Below are 20775 nucleotides of genomic sequence, written 5' to 3'. Positions count from 1 at the left end.
TGGCCGGAGGCCGTAGGAGCGAACTTGTTCGCGAAGGGGCCTGCATAATCGCCGAAAATGCATCGATTGAAACACCCTCTTCGCGAACAAGCGAAGCGTCGCCCGGTTCGCTCCTACGCCCTTCGGGCAGAATCAAAAGCGGACTTTTACATAACAATAAGCGCGGAGCGTGGCGACGATCATGATCAGCGCGATTGCAGCCACTCGACCATCCCCAAACCCGCAGCGCGGCCGCTGGCGAAGCAGGCGGTCAGCAGGTAGCCGCCGGTCGGCGCTTCCCAGTCGATCATTTCACCGGCGCAGAATACGCCGGGCAATTGCCTGAGCATCAGACGCTCGTCCATGGCCTCGAAGGTAACGCCCCCTGCGGTGCTGATGGCCTCATCGATGGGGCGTGGTTTGATCAGGGGCAGTGGTAACGCCTTGATCACCTCGCTCAACAACAGCGGATCGGCAAACGCTTCAAGAGGCGCCAGCTCGCGCAACAGCGCGGCCTTTGCGCCGTCCAGCCCCAATTGGCTGTGCAGATGCTTGGACATCGAACGTGAGCCGCGTGGTTTGCTCAGGGCTTTTTGAACGTCCGACAGCGCTTTGCCGGGCAGCAGATCGATATCCACAACCGCTGAGCCGTGAAGGTTGATCTGTTCACGAATCTGCGCCGACAGCGCATACACCAGGCTGCCTTCCACACCCGTCGCGGTCAGCACACATTCGCCCAGACGCAGGGCATGGCCATGCAGGCCCATCGCGATATTTTTCAGTGGCGCACCGGCAAACTTGTCGCGCAGCAGGTCGCTCCAGGCGCTTACCTCGAAACCACAGTTGGCGGCCTGCAAAGGCGCAACCTCGACCTGCCTTGCCTGCAGCCATGGCAGCCAGGCCCCGTCAGACCCCAGCCGCGCCCAGCTGGCGCCGCCCAGCGCCAGCAACGTGGCTGCAGGTTTGATCGCCAGTTCACCGTCAGCATTCGTGATACGCAGGCTGCCATCAGCGTTCCAGCCCGACCAGCGATGCCGCGTATGAATCGTGACACCGGCATCGCGCAGCCGCTTGAGCCAGGCGCGTAGCAGGGGCGCGGCTTTCATGTCTGTGGGAAACACGCGCCCCGAGCTGCCGACAAAGGTCTCGATGCCCAGCGCATGAATCCACTGGCACAGGGCATCAGCGTCAAAGCCGCGCAACAGTGGTTCGATCATCGGCGAACGTTCGGCATAGCGCGCCAGAAAAGCCGGGTAAGGCTCGGAGTGGGTGATGTTCATACCGCCCACCCCGGCGAGCAGAAACTTGCGCCCAACCGATGGCATGCCGTCGTACAGATCGACCTTCAGTCCGGCCTGGCTCAACACTTCTGCTGCCATCAACCCCGCAGGGCCGCCTCCGATGATGGCGACGGTTCGGGCGGTGGAGGGGGCGAGGTCGGTCATGGTCAGCGAAGATCGATAGCAGAGGGGTGGGGCATTCTACCCGAGCGCTCTTTCAAGGTGTGGCGCACGTCATGCGCTGCGACTGAGGCGAAGTCCCGCGCAGGGTCACAAGCCCATGTCGTTCCAGACCCGTTGCGCACTGTGATGGAGGATCCCGTGGCGCCTTGCCAGTGCCTGGCGGTCCTTGCTGTAGCCACCGCCGATCACGCCCATGACCGGAATGTCGCGGCCCAGGCAATGACGCAGCACCGCTTCGTCGCGATTGGCCAGCCCCTGGTCGGTGAGCTGCAGATAGCCCAGCGCATCATCCTTGTGGACATCCACGCCTGCGTCGTACAGCACCAGGTCCGGCTTGTAGAACGGCAGCAGGTAGTTGAGCAGGTCGTCGACCACGTTGAGGTAATCGGCGTCGCCCATGCCCATCGGCAGCGGGATGTCCCAGTCGCTCTGCGCCTTGCGTGCCGGGAAGTTCTTTTCGCAGTGCAGCGAGACGGTAATGGCGTCCTCGGTATCGGCCAGAATACGCGCCGTGCCGTCACCCTGATGCACATCGCAGTCAAAGATCAGGACCTTCTCCACGCGGCCGCTTTGCAGCAGGTACTGACTGATCACCGCCAGGTCATTGAAAATGCAGAAACCCGCCGGGTAGTCATAGTGCGCATGGTGGGTGCCGCCCGCCAGATGACACGCCAGGCCATGCGTGAGGGCCTGTTCGGCCGTCAGCAGTGAGCCGCCTACCGCACGGATGGTCCGGCGTGCCAGGGCCTCGCTCCACGGCAGTCCGAGACGCCGCTGGTCTTCGCGCGACAGATCACCGCTAAGGTAGCGGCTGATGTAGGAAGGATCGTGAGCCAGCGCCAGAATGTCCGCCGGGCATAACTCGGGACGCATTAATTGAACGTCACTGGTCAGGCCGCTGTCGATCAAGTAATCGCGCAACAAACGAAACTTGTCCATCGGGAAGCGATGATCCGCCGGGAAGTCCGGGCTGTAGTCTTCGTGGTAGATAAGCGGTAGGGACATTTTGCGTCCGTTGAAGGGCCGAAGCCCGATAGTGCCAGTAAAGCATCCGTACGCCCAGTTGTGTGGCGTAGCAGACGGCTGCACTGACGCCCATTCATGTCTCGTGACACGGGGGAATCGATGGAACCGATACTCAAGCTTGATAGCGCCCGACTGCGGATGCGGCAGTGGCGTGACGATGACTTGCCGGCGTTCGCCCGGATGAGTGCGGACCCTCGCGTCATGCGCTATTTTCCGAAGCCCCTGAGCCACCTTGAAAGTGCTGCCATGATCGGGCGGCTGCGCGGTCATTTTGCCGAACTGGGTTTCGGGCTCTGGGCGCTGGAGCGCAAGGACACCGGCGAGTTCATCGGTTTTACCGGGCTGCATGTGGTGGGTTTCAAGGCGCCTTTTACACCGGCCGTGGAGATCGGCTGGCGCTTGGCTTATGACCACTGGGGCCTGGGCTTTGCCAGCGAGGCGGCATGGACCGCGCTGGGCTGTGGTTTCGAGCGCCTGGAGCTGAAGGAGATCGTGTCGTTCACGGCGGTCAATAATCAGCCGTCACAAAAGGTGATGCAGGCAATCGGTATGCAGCAGGATGAGTCCGGCAGTTTCGATCACCCGAACCTTGAGGACGGCCACCCGCTCAAGCCGCACGTGCTGTACCGGATCAGCCATGAGCAGTGGCTCAAGACGCTGAAGCCTTGATCAGGGTGCAGATTGAATTAAGCCAACCATCTTAAGTCTGTATCATTCCGTTCCAGTGGGATGGGCCCGAGGCCTGTCGGAAAATGCAGCGACTGCTGTTGCCGTACCAGTGCAAAGTCGATGTACGAGAGGAATGAGAATGAGCCAAGTGCTGGATGATCTGGTTGAGTTGCTGACGCTGGAAGCCATTGAAGAAAACCTGTTCCGCGGGCATAGCCAGGATTTGGGCTTTCGCCAATTGTTTGGTGGTCAGGTGCTGGGTCAGTCGCTGTCCGCCGCCAGTCAGACGGTCGAAGAGGACCGTCATGTTCACTCGCTGCACGGCTACTTCCTGCGTCCCGGCGATGCCGGTTTGCCGGTGGTCTATCAGGTGGACCGCGTACGTGACGGCGGCAGTTTCAGCACGCGCCACGTCACTGCCATTCAGAAGGGCAAGCCGATTTTTACCTGCAGCGCTTCGTTCCAGTACGACGAAGAGGGCTTCGAGCACCAGGCGACGATGCCGCAGATTGTCGGCCCGGAAGACCTGCCGTCCGAGCTGGAGTTGCTGACCCGCCGCGCGCACCTGATTCCCGAAGCGATGCACGACAAGTTTCTGCGCCCCAAGCCGATCCAGTTCCGCCCGGTGACCTCCGAGGATCCCTACGATCCCAAGCCCGGCGAGCCCGTGAAATACGTGTGGTTCCGCGCCGATGGCAGCCTCTCGGACGTGCAGGCGCTGCATCGTTACATGCTCGCCTACGCCTCTGACTTCAACTTGCTGACCACCTCATTGCTGCCACACGGCAAAACCGTCTGGCAGCGCGACATGCAGGTTGCCAGCCTTGACCATTCGCTGTGGTTCCACAACGACCTGCGCACCGATGACTGGCTGCTCTACGCGATGGACAGCCCCTGGGCAGGCAACTCGCGCGGCTTCTCGCGCGGCAGTATCTTCAACCGTGCCGGGCAACTGGTCGCATCCGTCAGTCAGGAAGGGCTGATCCGCCATCGTAAGGATTGGGCATGACACTCGAAGGTATACGGCACTGGGTGTTCGACATGGACGGTACCTTGACCGTCCCTATCCACGACTTCCCGGCCATCAAACGTGAATTGGGCATCCCCCAGGACGACGACATTCTTGGGCATCTTGCTGCGTTGCCCGCTGAGGAATCGGCGGCCAAGCACGCCTGGCTGCTGGAGCATGAACGCGAGCTGGCACTGGCTTCGCAGCCTGCCGAAGGCGCGGTCGAGCTGGTTCGCGAGTTGTCGGCGCGCGGCTATCAGCTGGGCATACTCACCCGTAACGCTCAGGAGCTGGCGTATATCACCTTGAAGGCTATCGGCCTGGATGACTGCTTTGCCGTCGAGGATGTGCTGGGCCGCGACGAGGCGACGCCAAAACCGGACCCGGCAGGTTTGCTGCAGCTGGCCACTCGCTGGAGTGTCGAGCCGGAGCAGATGGTCATGATCGGCGACTACATGCATGACCTGAACTGCGGCCGTGCGGCGGGCGCCAAGACCGTTCTGGTCAACCTGAAGGACAACCCATGGCCAGAGCTGACGGACTGGCATGCGCAGGATTGCACAGTGCTGCGCGGGATGCTGGGGTGATCTGAGCTGCCGATAGTGCCAATGATTCGCGTCGGCATGAGGACGCAGAGCGTCCAGAAATGCGTCCCCACGCGGAGCGTGGGGACGATAGCTATATCAATACCACTCGATATCAATATCACTCAAAACGGCTTGAACAGTACCGCCTGGCCTTGCGGTGAGGTGAAGATCCCGTCGCCGTTGTGGCCGACTTTAGGCACGATCACCAGGCGCTGGTTCAGCCCTTCCGGGTGACGCTTCTGCAGATAGTTGAAGTAGTTCTGCCCGCGAATCAGGCGGTAGGCGCCTTGCGCTTCGGCGGCACAGGTCTTGTCCAGTGCCGGGTGGTTGCGGTCGGTGTCCAGCTCGCCCATCAGGTAAGTGATGTCGCGCTTCACGTAATTCTTCTCGATGTCAGCCGGCTTTTCCTTGCCCGAGTAGAAGGGCATCTTGTTGAGGCCGTATTTCCAGTCGTTGAAGTTCGGGCAGCTTTGCGCGGTTACCGGTTCAGGCCGTTCCGCATCGAAGTAAGCGTAGGACGACGGATTGGCGATCACGTAGCGCAGCTTCACCCCTTCACGTTGCAGCAGGGCGTCTTCCTTGCCGCCGATCATCGCGTAGCGCTGCACCACCTGGGCACCACCGGAGTGCCCGGCAATGACGATTTCCTTCAGGTTGGGAAACAGCTTGCTGTCGCTCAGGCGCTTGAGGATGTGGTCCAGCACCAGAAACGAGCTGACCGGCTTGGGATCGGTGGAGGTCGCGCCTTCCATCCAGCTGTTCTGGCGCCAACGCAGGATCGAGTCAGGCAAGTGGTGCGCAACGATATCCCTTTCATCCAGAAATTGCGGGGCGATCAGCAAGGTCTTGCCGCGCTCTCGGGACTGGTTGGCCGCCCGTTCGATGCTGCGCAGGTAGGTTTGCGCATTGCGCAGGTGACCGTGCAGGACGATCACTACGCGTTCGATCTTCGGCTTGGGATGTACCCACTCCTGGCTCAGCCCGAGGGTCGCCTCTGCGCCATTGATGGCGAGGCGATCCGGGCTGATGGAATTGACCGCTTGATCCTCGGCATGCGCCCCGAGGCTCACGAAGGCAGTGCTCAACAACAGGACCAGAAGCGGTTTAATCATGTGCTCAGAGACTCTTGGCGGCGAATGTATCGCATTGATTGATTTGACCTTGGGCAAAGCCTGCCTTGAACCAGCGTACACGCTGTGCAGACGTGCCGTGAGTGAAGGAGTCCGGAGCGACTCGACCACTGCTTTGCTGTTGCAAGCGATCATCGCCGATAGCGTTGGCCGCGTTCAATGCTTCTTCAATATCACCCGGCTCGAGCCAGTTCAAACGATTTTGTGCGTTGTAGGCCCAAACACCGGCAAAGCAGTCCGCTTGCAGCTCCTGGCGGACCAGTAAACCGTTGGCACCTTCCATTTTCTGTCCGGCCTGGCGAGCCTTGTCGACCTTGGCGGAAATGCCCAGCAGGGTCTGCACATGGTGCCCGACTTCGTGAGCGATCACGTAAGCCTGAGCGAAGTCGCCAGCGGCGGAAAAGCGCTGAGCCATTTCACGGAAGAACTCCATGTCCAGATAGACCTGCTGGTCAGCCGGGCAATAGAACGGACCAGTTGCCGACGTGGCGCGACCGCAGGCGGAGTTGACCTGGCCGCTGAACAGCACCAGCGTAGGGTCCTTGTATTCGCGACCATTCTGGGCGAATACGGCGCGCCAGGTGTCTTCGGTATCGCCAAGGATGCTGCGCACGAATTCGGCCTGCTGGTCGTTGGCCGGCGGCGCTTCACGCGTTTGCGCGCTGGGCGGGGCGCTCTGCTCGGTCACTTGACCGGTCAGTTGCCCGAGAATCTGCATCGGGTCCTGGCCGGTCAGCAGGCCGATGGCGACGATGATCACGATGCCGCCGATACCCAGCCCTTTGCCGCCGATGCGCATGCCACCGCCGCCGCCACCACTGCTGCCGCCATCGCGCGCATCGACTACGTTGTCGCTGCGTCGGCCTTTTTTCCAGAGCATGTCGGATCCCTCTTCTTTTCGTGCAATGAGTGTCGCTGCTGATACGCGAATACGCCAGTCCGGCGTTCCGGCCAGCGTCGTGTGCAGAATGCGAGGGTATAGAGGTGTAACGGGGCTGATTGGTTCGCCCAAGCTGTGCCGTGGCTGTGTTTTGCTGAAACCTGCCGCTGTCAGGCCTGTTTCACGGGCTGCGCGTTGAGCACGTCCGGCGGCGAGGCGTCGGCAAAACGGTCGACCTGACGCAACGATTTGAAGCCCGTCATCCAGGCGCCGACCACGCCCAGCGTGCAGACACCCCCCATGATTGCGGCAGGGATTGCGCCGACCAGCGAGGCGCTGGTGCCTGCGCGGAACTCGCCCAGCTCGTTGGAGGAGCCAATGAACAGCATGTTCACCGCATTGACCCGGCCGCGCATGTTGTCCGGCGTCGAGAACTGCACCAGCGCCGAACGGATGAACACGCTGACCATGTCCGCCGCGCCCGCAATCAGCAGGGCCAGGCACGACAGCCAGAACAGTGTCGACAGTGCAAACACCAGATTCGCTACGCCGAACAGGCCGACGGCGAGAAACATGGTCATGCCAACGTTGCGCTGCAACGGGCGCATGCTCAGGTAAATGCCCACGCCCAGTTCTCCCAGGCTCATCGACGCCCGCAGCATGCCCAGCCCTTGCGGCCCGAGGTGCAGCACTTCATGGGCGTAGATCGGCAGCAGCGCCACCACGCCGCCGAGCAGCACGGCGAACAGGTCCAGCGAAATGGTGCCAAGGATGATCGGCCGCGAGCGAATGAAGGCAATGCCCGCGGTGAACCGGCCCCAGGCGCTGGAGCCCAGTTCCACCGGCTTGCCGGCAAAGGGCGTTGCCACGGGGGCCAGAAACAGGATGCCGGCTATGAATGCTGCGACGCAGACCGAATACGTCAACTCTGCGCCGCCCAGCCAGTAAAGATAGCCACCGATCAGCGGGCCACCGACGGTCGAACAGCGCATGATCACGCTGTTGGTGGCGATGGCCGAGGCCAGCTGGTCGCGCGGGACAATCTGCGGCAACAGACTTTGCAGCGCCGGACCGGTAAAGGCGCGGGCGCAGCCATACAGCATCAGCGCGCCGTAGATCAGCCGCAGGTCTTGCAGCTTCAGCGCCGAGAACACCAACAGAATGACGCCACAGATCGCCTGCACACCCCAGCTGAGCATCAGGATGACCTTGCGGTTGTAGCGGTCGATCAGATCCCCGGCAGGCATCAACAGCAGCAACATGGGAATGAACTGAGCAAGACCCACATAGGCCAGCGCCATCGGCTCGCGGGTCATGTCATAGACCTGCCAGGCAACGACCACCGCCTGAATCTGCATGGCAAACACGGCCATCAGGCGCGAGAGGATAAAACTGACGAAACCGGGCTGGCTGGACAACTTGACCGGCACAGAAGGCGCGGAAGACTCGGAGCTCAAGAAAAAGGATCCCATCGAAGCAGCTGATTCAGGTTTTGGTTTATACCCCAGCGTATCGATAGGAAGCTAATAAATATTCTGACAGTTTCGCAGTGACGGGCATGAAAGAACCTCTCGTTCCTCACGCTCCAGTGCGAATGCAGTTCACGACGCTCTGCGTCGCAAGAGGACGCGGAGCGTCCGGAACGGCATGCGACGCAGAGCGCCGCACGATAGTCCGTCAGAGGAGGCTCAGCGCCTAACCAGCAGCACACCCGATTCCATGTGGTGGGTGTACGGAAACTGATCGAACAGTGCGCAGCGCTCGACCCGGTGGGTGTCGTGCAGTTGGGCGATGTTGGCGGCCAGGGTTTCCGGGTTGCAGGAAATGTACAGAATGCGCTCGAAGCGCCGGGTCAGTTCGCAGGTGTCCGGGTCCATGCCGGCGCGGGGCGGGTCGACGAACACGCTGCCGAAATCGTAGCTCTTCAAGTCCACACCGTGCAGACGGCGGAACGGGCGCACTTCATTCAGGGCTTCGGTCAGTTCTTCGGCGGACAGGCGCACCAGCGTGACGTTGTCCACGCCGTTGTCATCCAGGTTGCTTAGCGCCGCATTGACCGAGGTCTTGCTGATTTCGGTCGCCAGCACCTTGCGCACGCGGGTGGCCAGCGGCAGGGTGAAGTTGCCATTGCCGCAATACAGCTCCAGCAGGTCGTCTTGCCGCTCGCCCAGGGCGTCGAAGGCCCAGTTGAGCATCTTGCCGTTCACCGTGCCGTTGGGCTGGGTGAAAGCGCCTTCCGGTTGCCGGTAGCTGAAGGTGCGGCCAGCCACGTCGAGCTTCTCGGTCACGTAATCATGGCCGATGACCAGCTTCTGACCCTTGGAACGGCCAATCAGGCTGACGTCCAGTTCGGCGGCCAGTTGCTCGGCTGCGGCCTGCCATTCGGCGTCCAGCGGGCGGTGATAGCACAGGGTGATCATCGCGTCGCCTGCCAGCGTGGTCAGGAAGTCCACCTGAAACAGCTTGTGGTTCAACGTCGGGCTGGCTTCCCAGCGCTCGCGCAGCACAGGCATCAGCGCGTTGATGCGCTCGCTGGCGATCGGCAGGCCTTCGAGCAGGATCGGCGTCCTGTTGTCGCCCGGCGCGAACATCGCGTAGTAGCGCTTCTGGTCTTCGCGCCACAGGCGGAACTCGGCGCGCAACCGATAGTGTTCGCGTGGCGAGTCGAACACCTGCGGCTCGGGTGCATCGAACGGCGCCAGCAACTCGCGCAGGCGGACGGTTTTTTCTTCGAGCTGACGGTCGTAGCTCGCAGGGTCGAAGGGAACACTCATGCGTTGAACCAGCCCAGCTTGATCACGAACAGGATCGACAGGATCACCAGCGCCGAATTCAGCTCGCGCCAGCGTCCCGACAGCAGCTTGATCGCGGTCCAGGAAATGAAGCCAAAGGCAATGCCGTTGGCGATGGAGTAGGTGAATGGCATGGCCAGGGCAGTGATGACTACTGGCGCTGCGACCGTGATGTCATCCCAGTCGATTTCCGCCATGCCGGACGCCATCAACACAGCGACGAACAGCAGCGCGGGTGCGGTCGCGAAGGCGGGCACGCTGCCGGCCAGTGGAGCGAAGAACAGCGCCAGCAGAAACAGCACGGCGACCACCACGGCAGTCAGACCTGTGCGGCCACCGGCACTCACGCCTGCCGCCGACTCGATGTAGCTGGTAGTGGTCGAGGTGCCCAGCAGGGAGCCGGCCATCGCGGCAGTACTGTCGGCGATCAGCGCACGGCCCATCTTCGGCATGTGCCCGTCCTTGCCCATCAGCCCGGCGCGTTTGGCCACGCCGATCAGGGTGCCGGAGTTGTCGAAGATGTCGACGAACAGGAAGGCGAAGATGATGCTGACCAGACCGACGTCCAGCGCACCCATGATGTCCAGTTGCATGAACGTGGGGGCCAGCGAAGGAGGCATCGACACCACACCGCCAAACGGCGAGAAGCCCAGGGCGATGGACACCAGGGTCACCGCGAGGATGCCGATCAGCACGGCGCCGCGAACCTTGAGATAATCCAGGGCCACGATCAGAAAGAAGCCCAGCGTCGCCAGAACCGGGGCGGGCTGCTTGAGATCGCCCATGCCGACCATAGTCGCCGGGTTGCTGACCACGATACCGGCGTTATGCAGGGCGATCAGCGCCAGAAACAGGCCGATACCGGCCGCAATTGCCGAACGCAGGGGCAGGGGAATGCTGTTGATGATCCATTCGCGGATGCGGAAGATCGACAGGATGAAGAACATCACCGCTGAAATGAACACCGCGCCCAGCGCTACCTGCCAGCTATGGCCCATGTGCAGGACCACGGTGTAGGTAAAGAAGGCGTTCAGGCCCATGCCCGGTGCCAGAGCGATCGGGTAGTTGGCGATCAGGCCCATCACCGTCGAGCCGATGGCCGCTGCCAGACAGGTGGCAACGAATACCGCGCCCTTGTCCATGCCGGTTTCGCCGAGGATGCTCGGGTTGACGAACAGGATGTAAGCCATCGCCAGGAAAGTCGTGACGCCCGCAAGAATCTCGGTTCGCACGTTGGTGTTGTGTGCCTTGAGTTGAAACAGCCTTTCCAGCATGTCTGGCTCTCCGTGACGCGGCGCGCGTCGTGAATGATCGACTCCAACAGCAATGCACAGACTGCAGGGCAGCCCGTTTGATTTTTGCGGGTCGGAAAAAGCCGCGCATCATACCAGCAGCTTGGCGGGATGGCTGCCTGTGGATGACGGCCTTTCGATGACAAGTACGCTCATCAAGAAAGCCTGAACGTTGCAAACCTCGCGAAGTCCCACCCCTTAAGACGCATAAAAAGTGCGCTAAGTGACCGCCTACCGTGAGGTTTCCATGAGTGCAACGACCCCGAACCCCCAGGACTTCGCCACCCACGCGATTTCCCTGACCCTGAACGGACAGCTCCGCCAACTGGATGTGCTGCCCTGGACCACTTTGCTTGACCTGCTGCGTGATCAGCTCGATCTGGTTGGCACCAAGAAAGGTTGCGACCACGGCCAGTGCGGTGCATGTACCGTACTGCGCGACGGCACGCGCATCAATGCCTGCCTGACGCTGGCGATCATGTGTGATGGCGCCGAGCTGACCACCATTGAAGGCTTGGCCGATGGCGACCAGTTGCACCCCATGCAGCAGGCGTTCATCAAGAACGATGCGTTCCAGTGCGGCTACTGCACGCCCGGGCAGATCTGCTCGGCAGTCGGGCTTGCCAATGAGGGGCGCGCGAGCACGCGTGCCGAGATTCAGGAACTGATGAGCGGTAACCTGTGCCGCTGCGGTGCCTACAGCAATATCCTCGCCGCCGTCGAAGAGGCGCTGCCGCAGTTCCACAACGCAGCGCCGAAGCCGGAGGTGAACGCATGAATCCGTTTACCTACAGTAAGCCGACCGACATCACTGCGGCGGTCAACCTGAGCGGACCTGCCACGCGTTTCATAGCGGGCGGCACCAATCTGCTCGACCTGATGAAAGAAAACGTCGCCACGCCCGAGCATCTGATCGACATCACCGGCCTGCCTTTAAGGGATGTCAGTGAAACCGCCTCGGGCGGTCTGATGATCGGTGCGTTGGTCAGCAACGCCGACCTGGCCTATCACCCGCTGATCGAAGCGCGTTACCCGCTGCTGAGTAAAGCCGTGCTGGCCGGTGCTTCGCCGCAGCTGCGCAACATGGCCAGTACCGGCGGCAACCTGCTGCAACGCACCCGCTGCTACTACTTCTATGACACCGGCGTGCCGTGCAACAAGCGCGAGCCGGGCAGTGGCTGCCCGGCGCGCACGGGCCTTAATCGCATTCACGCGATCCTTGGTGCCAGCGAGGACTGCGTCGCGACTCACCCGTCCGACATGTGCGTGGCCCTGGCTGCGCTGGAGGCTGTGGTGCACGTCCAGGGACGTGCCGGTCGCCGCACCATCGAGTTCGCGGATTTCCATCGCCTGCCGGGTGATGCGCCGCAACGGGACAATCAGTTGGCCGACGATGAGTTGATCGTCGCCGTCGAGCTGCCTGCAAATGGCTTTGTCAGCCACAACGCTTATCTGAAGATCCGTGACCGTGCGTCCTACGCGTTTGCCCTGATATCGGTGGCTGCCGCCATCGATCTGGACGGCGAAGTGATTCGCGACGTGCGTCTGGCATTGGGCGGCGTCGCGCATAAACCGTGGCGCGACAAGGCCGTCGAGGCACTGTTGGTCGGCAAGCCGGTCACCCGCGAGAACTTCGCCGCTGCCGCAGACGCCATGCTGGAAGATGCCCAGCCTCTGGAGCACAACGGTTTCAAAGTCAGACTGGCCCGCCGCGCGATCATCCGTGCCTTGAGCGATGCCGCAACAGGAGGGAGCGCCCAATGAACCAGCCATTTTCGCCAATGGGCAAGCCTGTGGACCGCGTCGACGGCCGATTGAAAGTGACCGGTGGCGCACGTTACGCCGGCGAATACCCTGAAGAAGGGTTGCTGTATGCAAGCGTGGTCTCCAGCACCATCGCCAACGGCCGCGTCGCCAGCATCGATACAAGCGAGGCAATGAAGGTGCCGGGTGTGGTCGCTGTCATCGACCACACCAATCGTCCGTGGCTGGCCAGTTATGACGAAAACTATGAGGATGCCGATTCGGCCGACGGTTCGCCGTTTCGTCCTTTTTACAATGAAAACGTGATGTACAGCGGCCAGCCGCTCGCGCTGGTCGTCGCCGATACACTGGAACTGGCGCGGCATGCAGGCTCGCTGGTGCGCATCGAATACGGGCAGCAGGAGCACCACACCGATCTGCAAGCCATGCTCGACACCGCCTATGACGCGCCTGCCGAATTGCCGCCGCCGCGTGGCAACTTCGAAGGTGAACTGGCCAGCTCGGCGTTGAGCGTGGACGTGACCTACAGCACGCCCAGCGAATACCACAACCCGATGGAACCGCATGCGTCGACCGTCCTGTATCAGGCCGACGGCAGCTTGCAGATTCACGACAAGACCCAGGGCACGCAAAACTGTCAGGACTACCTGCACAAGGTCTTCGGTCTGGAAAAGGACAAGATCCGTGTGCTGGCCGCCTTTGTCGGTGGTGCCTTCGGTTCTGGCCTGCGCCCGCAATATCAACTGCCGCTGGCGGTGATGGCTGCACTGCACCTCAAGCGCTCCGTGCGCTTGACTCTGACCCGGCAGCAGATGTTCACCTTCGGTTATCGCCCGCGCACTGTTCAGCGCCTGCGTCTGGGCGCGGCTGCCAACGGCCGTTTGCTGGCGGTCGGTCATGAGGCGATTGGGCAGACTTCGCGTTTCGAGGACTTCAGCGAGCACGTCGTGGAGTGGAGCGGCATGCTCTACCAATGCGACAACGTGCAGTTGACCTACAAATTGGTCCCGCTGGACGTCTTTACGCCGCTCGACATGCGTGCGCCGGGTGCTGCCCTGGGCATGATCGGCCTGGAATGCGCCATGGACGAACTGGCTTACGCCTTGGCCATCGACCCGGTGCGCCTGCGTCTGACCAACTATGCCGAGCGCAACGGCAACGAAGACAAGCCGTATTCGAGCAAGGAATTGCGCGAATGCTACGCACAGGGTGCCGAACGCTTTGGCTGGTCCAGCCGCAACCCTGAGCCCCGCAGCATGCGTCAGGGCCGTCAGCTGGTCGGCTGGGGCATGGCGGGTGGTGTCTGGGAGGCCATGCAGATGAAGGCCAGCGCCAAGGCGCGCTTGCAAGCGGACGGCAAGCTGGTGGTCAGCAGTGCTACCACGGACATCGGTACCGGCACTTACACCGTGATGACGCAGATCGCTGCAGAGTCGTCGGGTATCGAGGTGGATAACGTCAGCTTCCTGCTGGGCGACTCTTCGTTGCCGACTGCGCCGTTGCAGGGTGGCTCGTTTACGGTGTCTTCAGTCGGTACTGCGGTGCAACAGGCCTGTCAGGCGTTGCAGCGTCAGGTACTGGAAGTTGCCAAAGGGCTGCATCCGCAATTCGCTTCTGTGACGCCGGATGAGGTGCGCTTCGAAGCGGGCAAGCTGTACGTCGGCTATCAGGCGCTATCGATGGCTGAACTGGCCGCGTCTCAGGCCCACGGTGTCATCGAGGTGCAAGTCGACGCCGAGCCGGACAAGAAGCGCGAAGCCTATGCGGCAGCCACGCACTCGGCGGTATTCGTCGAAGTGCTGGTCGACGAGGATCTGGGCACTATCAAGGTCAATCGTGTGGTCAGTGCCGTCGCAGCGGGCAGGGTCGTGAACCCGAAGATGGCACGCAGCCAGATTCTGGGGGGCGTTGTCTGGGGCATGGGCATGGCGCTTCAGGAAGAGGCGATGCTTGACCACGACCTGGGCCGTCCGATGAACCACAGCCTGGCCGAGTACCACATCCCGGTGAACGCTGACATCGGCGACATCGACGTGCTGTTTGTCGAAGAACACGACGACATCGTCAACGCGCTGGGTTCCAAGGGCGTCGGCGAAATCGGCATCGTCGGTGTGCCGGCAGCGATTGCCAACGCTATCTATCACGCCACCGGCAAACGGATCCGCGAGTTTCCGATCACGCTGGATAAACTGTTGTAACAGCGAGCGTAAATCCAACGGCCTATCGTGCCAATGCTTTGCATTGGCACACGGCTAGTGAGCATGGGAGGTGCGGCGCAGATGTGACGCGGAGCGTCACGAACGGCATTCCCACGCGGAGCGTGAGGAACGATAGGTACTCGCAAGGACTCCGCTTCTGCACTCGCTCTGCAGGTGAGACAACCCGCCACGCGACAATAGACCACACGACTATACTGGCTGAACAGGACTACTCTTTGATGGTCGATTGATCTGCGTCATTGCATTCAGGCAATGATCAGTGCATCGACCAGCGTTTTCGCCATTGGAAACGCCAGAATAAAGAAACATTAGCACTCATTACCGTGGGGGCAATCGCTGTGGGCTTGTGGCCGGCAGCACGTTTCATCTGAGAGAGGAACATCTTATGTTCGGTTTAGAGGCTATAGATCTCGCCCGGATTCAGTTCGCATTCACGATTTCGTTCCACATCCTGTTTCCTGCCATCACCATCGGTCTGGCAAGTTACCTGGCTGTGCTCGAAGGTCTGTGGCTGAAGACCCGCGATGACGTCTACCGTGACCTGTACCACTTCTGGTCGAAGATTTTTGCAGTCAACTTCGGCATGGGCGTGGTTTCCGGGCTTGTCATGGCCTACCAGTTCGGCACCAACTGGAGCCGCTTCTCCGACTTCGCAGGTGCTGTGACCGGGCCGCTGCTGACCTACGAGGTGCTGACCGCGTTCTTCCTCGAAGCGGGCTTCCTCGGGGTCATGCTGTTCGGCTGGAATCGTGTCGGCCGTAGACTGCACTTCTTCTCCACGGTAATGGTTGCCATCGGCACGCTGATCTCCACTTTCTGGATTCTGTCGTCCAACAGCTGGATGCAGACACCGCAAGGGTTCGAGATCATCGACGGTCGGATCATTCCCACTGACTGGTTCGCCGTGATCTTCAACCCGTCGTTCCCTTATCGCCTGACGCACATGGCCATTGCCGCGTTCGTGGCGACGGCGTTCTTCGTCGGTTCGTCGGCCGCCTGGCACTTGTTGCGGGGCCGCGACACACCTGCGGTGCGCAAGATGCTCTCGATGGCCATGTGGATGGCCCTGCTGGTGGCGCCTGTCCAGGCTGTCGTTGGTGACTTCCATGGTCTGAACACGCTCAAGCATCAGCCTGCGAAGATTGCGGCCATCGAAGGTCACTGGGAGAACGTCGGTGACGAACCGACCCCGCTGATCCTGTTCGGCATTCCCGACATGAAGGAAGAACGAACCAAGTACGCGGTGGAAATTCCGTACCTGGGCAGCCTGATCCTGACCCACAGTCTCGATAAGCAAGTGCCTGCGCTCAAGGAATTCAAGCCCGAGGATCGCCCTAATTCGACGATCGTGTTCTGGTCGTTCCGGGTCATGGTCGCCCTCGGCATGCTGATGATCTTCACCGGTCTGTGGAGCCTGTGGCTGCGCAAGCGCGGCACGCTGTATAACTCGCGTCCGTTCCTGTACCTGGCGTTGTGGATGGGGCCGTCCGGCCTGATCGCGATTCTCGCCGGCTGGTTCACCACCGAAATCGGCCGTCAGCCGTGGGTCGTGTACGGCCTGATGCGTACTGCGGATGCTTCGTCCGGGCACAGCGTGGCGCAGATGAGCATCACCCTGGTGCTGTTCGTGGTCGTCTACTTCGTGCTCTTCGGCACAGGCCTTGGCTACATGATGCGTCTGGTTCGCAAGGGGCCGAAAGCCTACGTCGAACATGTGCCTCACGGTGGTCCCGGCCAGCAACGCACACCGGCCCGTCCGCTCTCCGCCGCTGTTGAAGGCGAAGAAGATGGCGACAATCTTGACCGTCACGGCAAGGGGATTTAAGCCATGGGTATCGATCTTCCGCTGATCTGGGCCATCATCATCGTCTTCGGCATCATGATGTACGTGGTGATGGACGGCTTCGATCTGGGTATCGGGATTCTCTTCCCGTTCATGAAGGACAGTTCCGACCGCGACGTGATGATGAATACCGTCGCGCCGGTCTGGGACGGCAACGAAACCTGGCTGGTGCTGGGCGGTGCGGCACTGTTCGGTGCATTCCCGCTGGCCTACTCGGTGGTCCTGTCTGCGCTGTACCTGCCGCTGATGTTCATGCTCATGGGCCTGATCTTCCGTGGCGTGGCGTTCGAGTTCCGCTTCAAGGCGACCGAGCTGAAGCGTCACTGGTGGGACAAGGCGTTCATTGGCGGCTCGCTGGCTGCGACCTTCTTCCAGGGCGTGGCGCTGGGTGCCTACATTGAAGGCATCCCGGTGGTCGATCGCCAGTTTGCCGGGGGGTCGCTGGACTGGCTCTCGCCGTTCCCGATGTTCTGCGGGCTGGCCTTGATCGTCGCCTATGCGCTGCTGGGCTGCACCTGGCTGATCATGAAAACCGAAGGCTCGCTGCAGAAGGCGATGCATGATCTGGCACGTCCGCTGGCCCTTGCGGTGCTCGCGGTCATGGGCGTGGTCAGCCTGTGGACGCCGCTGGCCCACGCTGATATCGCGCATCGCTGGTTCAGCATGCCGAACCTGTTCTGGTTCATGCCGGTACCGATTCTGGTGCTGGTGACCATGTACGGTCTGTTCAAGGCGGTGGCCCGCAATGCGCACTACACGCCGTTTCTGCTGACCCTGTTGCTGATCTTCCTGGGTTACAGCGGTCTGGGCATCAGCCTGTGGCCAAACATCATTCCGCCTTCGGTATCGATCTGGGCAGCCGCCGCGCCGCCGCAGAGCCAGGGCTTCATGCTGGTGGGCACGCTGTTCATCATTCCGTTCATCCTGGGCTACACCTTCTGGAGCTACTACGTGTTCCGCGGCAAGGTGACGGCTGCAGACGGTTATCACTAGTCCGAACCGAGGAGAATGACGATGTCTGGTAAAAATTCCATGCACGATCCTGATCCGGCGCTGAGCAAGCCACTCTGGCAACGACTGGCCTGGCTGGTCGGAATCTGGGCGGGCAGCGTATTCGCGCTGTTCATCGTGGCCAGCCTGATGCGCATGTTCATGAGCGCAGCGGGCCTGACGACACACTGATACTGAATTCCCGTTCGTGTCTGCGGACACGTTTTGCGACCCTCTTGCCACTCGCGTGGCAAGAGGGTCTTTTTTTGTGCCGTGGGCGTGGGTTATTTGCGGGCTTTCAGAATCACGAATTTCGGCGTAGCGGCGACCTGTTCGACGCCGCGGAACAGGCGCGACAGCTTGGTGTGATAACCCAGATGGCGATTGCCGACGATGTACAGCGCCCCGCCGGTCACCAACGCTGCGCGCGCTTGAAGAAACATCCGCCAGGCAAGAAAGTCGCCGACCACTTGTTGCTGATGGAAGGGTGGGTTGCACAGCACCACATCCAGCGAATCAGGCTCCTGCATCTCCAGACCGTCGCCTGCTTGAATCCGTACGTCGCGATCACCCAGCGTCGCTTGCCAGTTCTCGGCTGCCGATTGCACGGCCATGAACGACTCGTCGACCAGTGTGTAGTGCGCCTGCGGGTTGTCCAGCGCACTGGCAATGGCCAGCACGCCATTGCCGCAGCCCAGGTCTGCGACCCTTGCCGTGCCAAGATTTTTTGGCAGATGCGGCAGGAAAGCGCGGGTGCCGATGTCCAGCCCGTCGCGGCAGAACACATTGGCGTGGTTGAGCAGTTCGATGGCCGGCTCATCCAGTCGGTAGCGCGTCGGGTAGGGCGAGGTCCGCACTTCCATGGGCTGTGGCGTGGCAAACAACAGCCTGGCTTTTTTCACTGCCAGCGAGGCCTGCACCGGTCCGACATATTCCTCCAGCAAGTCGCCAGCCGAACGCGGCAAATGCTTGACCATTGCTGCAGCGATAACCCGTGCGCCGGGGGCCAGCTGGCCTTGCAGGCGTATCAGTTGCTCCTCGAGCAGCGCCAGGGTCTTGGGCACCCGGATCAGCACCCAGTCGAAGGGCCCCTGCAACGCTTCGCTGGCCGGAATGTGCGGTACTGCGTCGTAGCTCATGCCGTTGCGCGCCAGATTCTTTTCCAGCGCCTGCGCCGCCAGAAACGAGTCGGTACTGCTGATCACCGTGGCATGCGGCGCGAGACTTGCCGCCAGCGCGCCGAAACTGTCATTGAGCACCAGAACCCGGCTTGGCAGGCTCAGCCCTGTTTGTGCAACATGATTGAGCAGGTACTCGTCAGCGGCATCGAAGGCCTGCAGGGGCTCATCCTGTTGCTCGGGTTGGCGAATGAGATCAAGTTCAGCGAAGGGACTGATGAGCAGGGGCATTGGCGGGAGAACTCTGTGCAATCGAAGGTATGTCAGCGAGCCCGATGACAGGTGGGCTCGCTGAGGCAGACGATTTTACGTATTTTTTCGTTTCGATACCTATCTGATTACGCGGTGATTGCCCGTTTTGTCAGAACATCCCGCTGAGTGCGGCTTGTACGGCGGCAGCCGTCTTGTTGCAAACGCCCATTTTTTGAATGGCGCTGGCAATGTGGAAGTGAATGGTGCGCTCCTTCAGGCAGAGGATCATTGCGATGTCGCCAGCTGTTTTGCCTTCAGCGGACCATTTGAGGACTTCGATTTCTCTCTGAGTCAGGTTTTTTGCTGGCGAGGACTGTGAGAAATTTATGTCCATTGTGTTCATGTAGCCTCCTTGCAGTACGTGTACAGACCTTGCTGTGTGTTTATCCAGTCTAGGAACAAATAGACCGCAATCTGTCGGGCTGCGGATTGGCCGGACGGATGGGCTGATGGCACTTGGCAGTACGTTCTCGGGCTGTCGGCTGAAACGCCCGCGCGAGAAGGGTCGGGGTAATCGGCTCTGTGGATGTTCGACCCGGCAAGGGCTGATCCAAGAACCAAATACTCTAAGCGGCAGAGCCCGTTGCCGGGTAATCCATCACAAACAGCCGGTGTTTATCGAGCCAGCTTTGCGGGACACTGGGCGCTGCTTTCCATATTCAGGAGTTCAAAGCGCACCATGACCGTCAGTGACGACAAATTCACCCGACAGACACTGCAGCGTGTCACGCCGCTGACCGCGAACCTGTTTACCCTGCGCACCACGCGTGATCCCGGTTTTCGCTTTCGTGCCGGACAGTTTGCGCGTCTCGGGGTGACGAAGGCCGACGGCTCGGTGGTATGGCGTGCCTATTCGATGGTTTCTTCTCCGCACGATGAGTTTCTGGAGTTCTTTTCCATCGTGGTGCCGGATGGCGAGTTCACCAGCGAGTTGAGCCGCCTGCGTGAGGGCGACAGTCTGTTGGTGGAAAAGCAGGCGTTTGGTTATCTGACCCTGGATCGCTTTGTCGATGGGCGCGATCTCTGGCTGTTATCCACAGGCACGGGTGTCGCGCCGTTTCTGTCGATCCTTCAGGATTTCGAGGTCTGGGAGAAGTTCGAGCGGGTGATTCTGGTGTACAGCGTTCGTGAGTCGCGTGAGCTGGCTTATCAGCAGTTGATTGCCGAATTGATGCAGCGTGAGTACCTGGCTGAATACGCGGACAAGTTTCTGTTTCTGCCTACGGTGACCCGCGAGCAGCATCCGGGCGCATTGAATGGGCGTATCACGCAGTTGATCGAAAACGGGGAGCTGGAGCGCGCGGCGAGCATTGCTCTCACGCCGGAGCATTCGCGGGTGATGTTGTGCGGCAATCCGCAGATGATCGATGACACTCGGGCGATTCTCAAACAGCGCGAGATGCGCTTGAGCCTGTCGCGCAAGCCGGGGCAGGTGGCGGTGGAGACGTATTGGTGAGGGTTGGCGGCTAACGATGGTTGTCGTGCCAAGCATTGGCACGACAGTCACATAACTATCGTTCCTCACGCTCTGGTGTGACCCCCGAAGGTTGGATGCAACCTTTGGAGGCGTCATGGGTAAATATACAGAGCAGGCAAAACTCGCAGCCGTGAAAGAGTATTGTGCCGGCAAGGCAGGTTTGAGGGATGTTGCGAGTCGCCACGATGTGGACTTTTCCTGCCTTCGTCAGTGGGTCGCGGCTTA

20 protein-coding genes are annotated in these 20775 nt (G+C 61.0%); 11 read left to right on the top strand and 9 right to left on the bottom strand.

The window, feature by feature from the left end:
* Positions 1 to 185: 185 nt before the first annotated feature.
* Together GE543_RS13995 and GE543_RS13990 are read right to left on the bottom strand one after the other, a co-directional pair.
* A complete protein-coding gene (locus GE543_RS13995) occupies positions 186 to 1424 on the bottom strand; it encodes a TIGR03862 family flavoprotein (RefSeq protein WP_153221673.1) in 1239 nt (412 codons plus the stop codon).
* 105 nt (positions 1425 to 1529) lie between these two features.
* Positions 1530 to 2447 (bottom strand): histone deacetylase, encoded by a 918-nt coding sequence (locus GE543_RS13990; protein WP_153221672.1) that lies wholly within the window; start codon positions 2445 to 2447, stop codon positions 1530 to 1532.
* A gap of 120 nt (positions 2448 to 2567) precedes the next feature.
* Here GE543_RS13990 and GE543_RS13985 point away from each other — a divergent pair, with 120 nt between their 5' ends.
* From GE543_RS13985 to GE543_RS13975, 3 genes are all read left to right on the top strand, one after another.
* Complete coding sequence (locus tag GE543_RS13985) at positions 2568 to 3137, top strand: GNAT family N-acetyltransferase (protein ID WP_003313831.1); 570 nt, start codon at positions 2568 to 2570, stop codon at positions 3135 to 3137.
* 139 nt (positions 3138 to 3276) lie between these two features.
* Entirely contained in the window at positions 3277 to 4146 is an 870-nt protein-coding gene (tesB, locus tag GE543_RS13980; RefSeq protein WP_003424653.1) for an acyl-CoA thioesterase II, read from the top strand.
* Positions 4143 to 4733, top strand: coding sequence for an HAD family hydrolase (locus GE543_RS13975; RefSeq protein ID WP_046269600.1), 591 nt, complete (start codon positions 4143 to 4145; stop codon positions 4731 to 4733). Before tesB ends, GE543_RS13975 begins: the two co-directional genes overlap by 4 nt.
* A 122-nt stretch (positions 4734 to 4855) precedes the next feature.
* Here the strand turns inward: GE543_RS13975 and GE543_RS13970 are convergent, their stop codons facing one another.
* From GE543_RS13970 to GE543_RS13950, 5 genes are all read right to left on the bottom strand, one after another.
* A complete protein-coding gene (locus tag GE543_RS13970; RefSeq protein ID WP_153221671.1) occupies positions 4856 to 5845 on the bottom strand; it encodes an alpha/beta hydrolase in 990 nt (329 codons plus the stop codon).
* 4 nt (positions 5846 to 5849) lie between these two features.
* Complete coding sequence (locus tag GE543_RS13965) at positions 5850 to 6743, bottom strand: neutral zinc metallopeptidase (protein WP_003313827.1); 894 nt, start codon at positions 6741 to 6743, stop codon at positions 5850 to 5852.
* A gap of 170 nt (positions 6744 to 6913) precedes the next feature.
* Complete coding sequence (locus GE543_RS13960; protein WP_024649113.1) at positions 6914 to 8200, bottom strand: MFS transporter; 1287 nt, start codon at positions 8198 to 8200, stop codon at positions 6914 to 6916.
* Positions 8201 to 8431: 231 nt separating this feature from the next.
* A complete protein-coding gene (trmA, locus tag GE543_RS13955) occupies positions 8432 to 9517 on the bottom strand; it encodes a tRNA (uridine(54)-C5)-methyltransferase TrmA (RefSeq protein ID WP_003399943.1) in 1086 nt (361 codons plus the stop codon).
* The gene (locus tag GE543_RS13950; protein WP_003396212.1) at positions 9514 to 10809 is read right to left on the bottom strand and encodes an NCS2 family permease; all 1296 of its coding nucleotides are present in this window, start codon (positions 10807 to 10809) and stop codon (positions 9514 to 9516) included. The genes trmA and GE543_RS13950 overlap by 4 nt, the downstream gene beginning before the upstream one ends.
* A gap of 265 nt (positions 10810 to 11074) precedes the next feature.
* On the opposite strand from GE543_RS13950, the gene GE543_RS13945 reads away from it, so the two are divergent.
* The 6 genes from GE543_RS13945 (at position 11075) to GE543_RS13920 (ending at position 17835) form a co-directional block, all read left to right on the top strand.
* Positions 11075 to 11605 carry a (2Fe-2S)-binding protein gene (locus tag GE543_RS13945; RefSeq protein ID WP_003368718.1) on the top strand — a complete coding sequence of 177 codons (531 nt, stop codon included), beginning with the start codon at positions 11075 to 11077 and terminating at the stop codon, positions 11603 to 11605.
* Positions 11602 to 12591, top strand: a complete 990-nt coding sequence (locus GE543_RS13940) for a xanthine dehydrogenase family protein subunit M (protein ID WP_153221670.1) — start codon at positions 11602 to 11604, stop codon at positions 12589 to 12591. The genes GE543_RS13945 and GE543_RS13940 overlap by 4 nt, the downstream gene beginning before the upstream one ends.
* Positions 12588 to 14789, top strand: coding sequence for a xanthine dehydrogenase family protein molybdopterin-binding subunit (locus tag GE543_RS13935; protein ID WP_153221669.1), 2202 nt, complete (start codon positions 12588 to 12590; stop codon positions 14787 to 14789). The genes GE543_RS13940 and GE543_RS13935 overlap by 4 nt, the downstream gene beginning before the upstream one ends.
* A gap of 406 nt (positions 14790 to 15195) precedes the next feature.
* Positions 15196 to 16635 carry a cytochrome ubiquinol oxidase subunit I gene (locus tag GE543_RS13930; RefSeq protein WP_003419102.1) on the top strand — a complete coding sequence of 480 codons (1440 nt, stop codon included), beginning with the start codon at positions 15196 to 15198 and terminating at the stop codon, positions 16633 to 16635.
* A gap of 3 nt (positions 16636 to 16638) precedes the next feature.
* Positions 16639 to 17646: a cytochrome d ubiquinol oxidase subunit II gene (gene cydB, locus GE543_RS13925; RefSeq protein WP_003419100.1), complete on the top strand. Its 1008-nt coding sequence runs from the start codon at positions 16639 to 16641 to the stop codon at positions 17644 to 17646.
* Between the two features lie 21 nt (positions 17647 to 17667).
* The gene (locus GE543_RS13920; RefSeq protein ID WP_002555239.1) at positions 17668 to 17835 is read left to right on the top strand and encodes a DUF2474 domain-containing protein; all 168 of its coding nucleotides are present in this window, start codon (positions 17668 to 17670) and stop codon (positions 17833 to 17835) included.
* 92 nt (positions 17836 to 17927) lie between these two features.
* On the opposite strand, the gene GE543_RS13915 is transcribed toward GE543_RS13920, so the two are convergent.
* Both GE543_RS13915 and GE543_RS13910 read right to left on the bottom strand, forming a co-directional pair.
* Positions 17928 to 19052, bottom strand: coding sequence for a methyltransferase (locus tag GE543_RS13915; RefSeq protein WP_024649106.1), 1125 nt, complete (start codon positions 19050 to 19052; stop codon positions 17928 to 17930).
* A 130-nt stretch (positions 19053 to 19182) separates the two neighbouring features.
* Positions 19183 to 19416 (bottom strand): helix-turn-helix transcriptional regulator, encoded by a 234-nt coding sequence (locus tag GE543_RS13910; RefSeq protein WP_003419096.1) that lies wholly within the window; start codon positions 19414 to 19416, stop codon positions 19183 to 19185.
* Positions 19417 to 19752: 336 nt separating this feature from the next.
* Between GE543_RS13910 and GE543_RS13905 the strand changes: the two genes are divergently transcribed.
* Both GE543_RS13905 and GE543_RS13900 read left to right on the top strand, forming a co-directional pair.
* Positions 19753 to 20529 (top strand): ferredoxin--NADP reductase, encoded by a 777-nt coding sequence (locus GE543_RS13905; RefSeq protein ID WP_153221668.1) that lies wholly within the window; start codon positions 19753 to 19755, stop codon positions 20527 to 20529.
* 115 nt (positions 20530 to 20644) lie between these two features.
* Positions 20645 to 20775: transposase (locus GE543_RS13900; protein WP_153221667.1), on the top strand; the 131-nt coding region annotated here is incomplete at its 3' end.

The sequence above is a fragment of the Pseudomonas sp. SZ57 genome, from assembly GCF_009495975.1.
Lineage (GTDB): Bacteria > Pseudomonadota > Gammaproteobacteria > Pseudomonadales > Pseudomonadaceae > Aquipseudomonas > Aquipseudomonas syringae.
The sequence above is the reverse complement of the archived record's forward strand: the minus strand, read 5'-3'. Positions and strand labels throughout refer to the sequence as shown.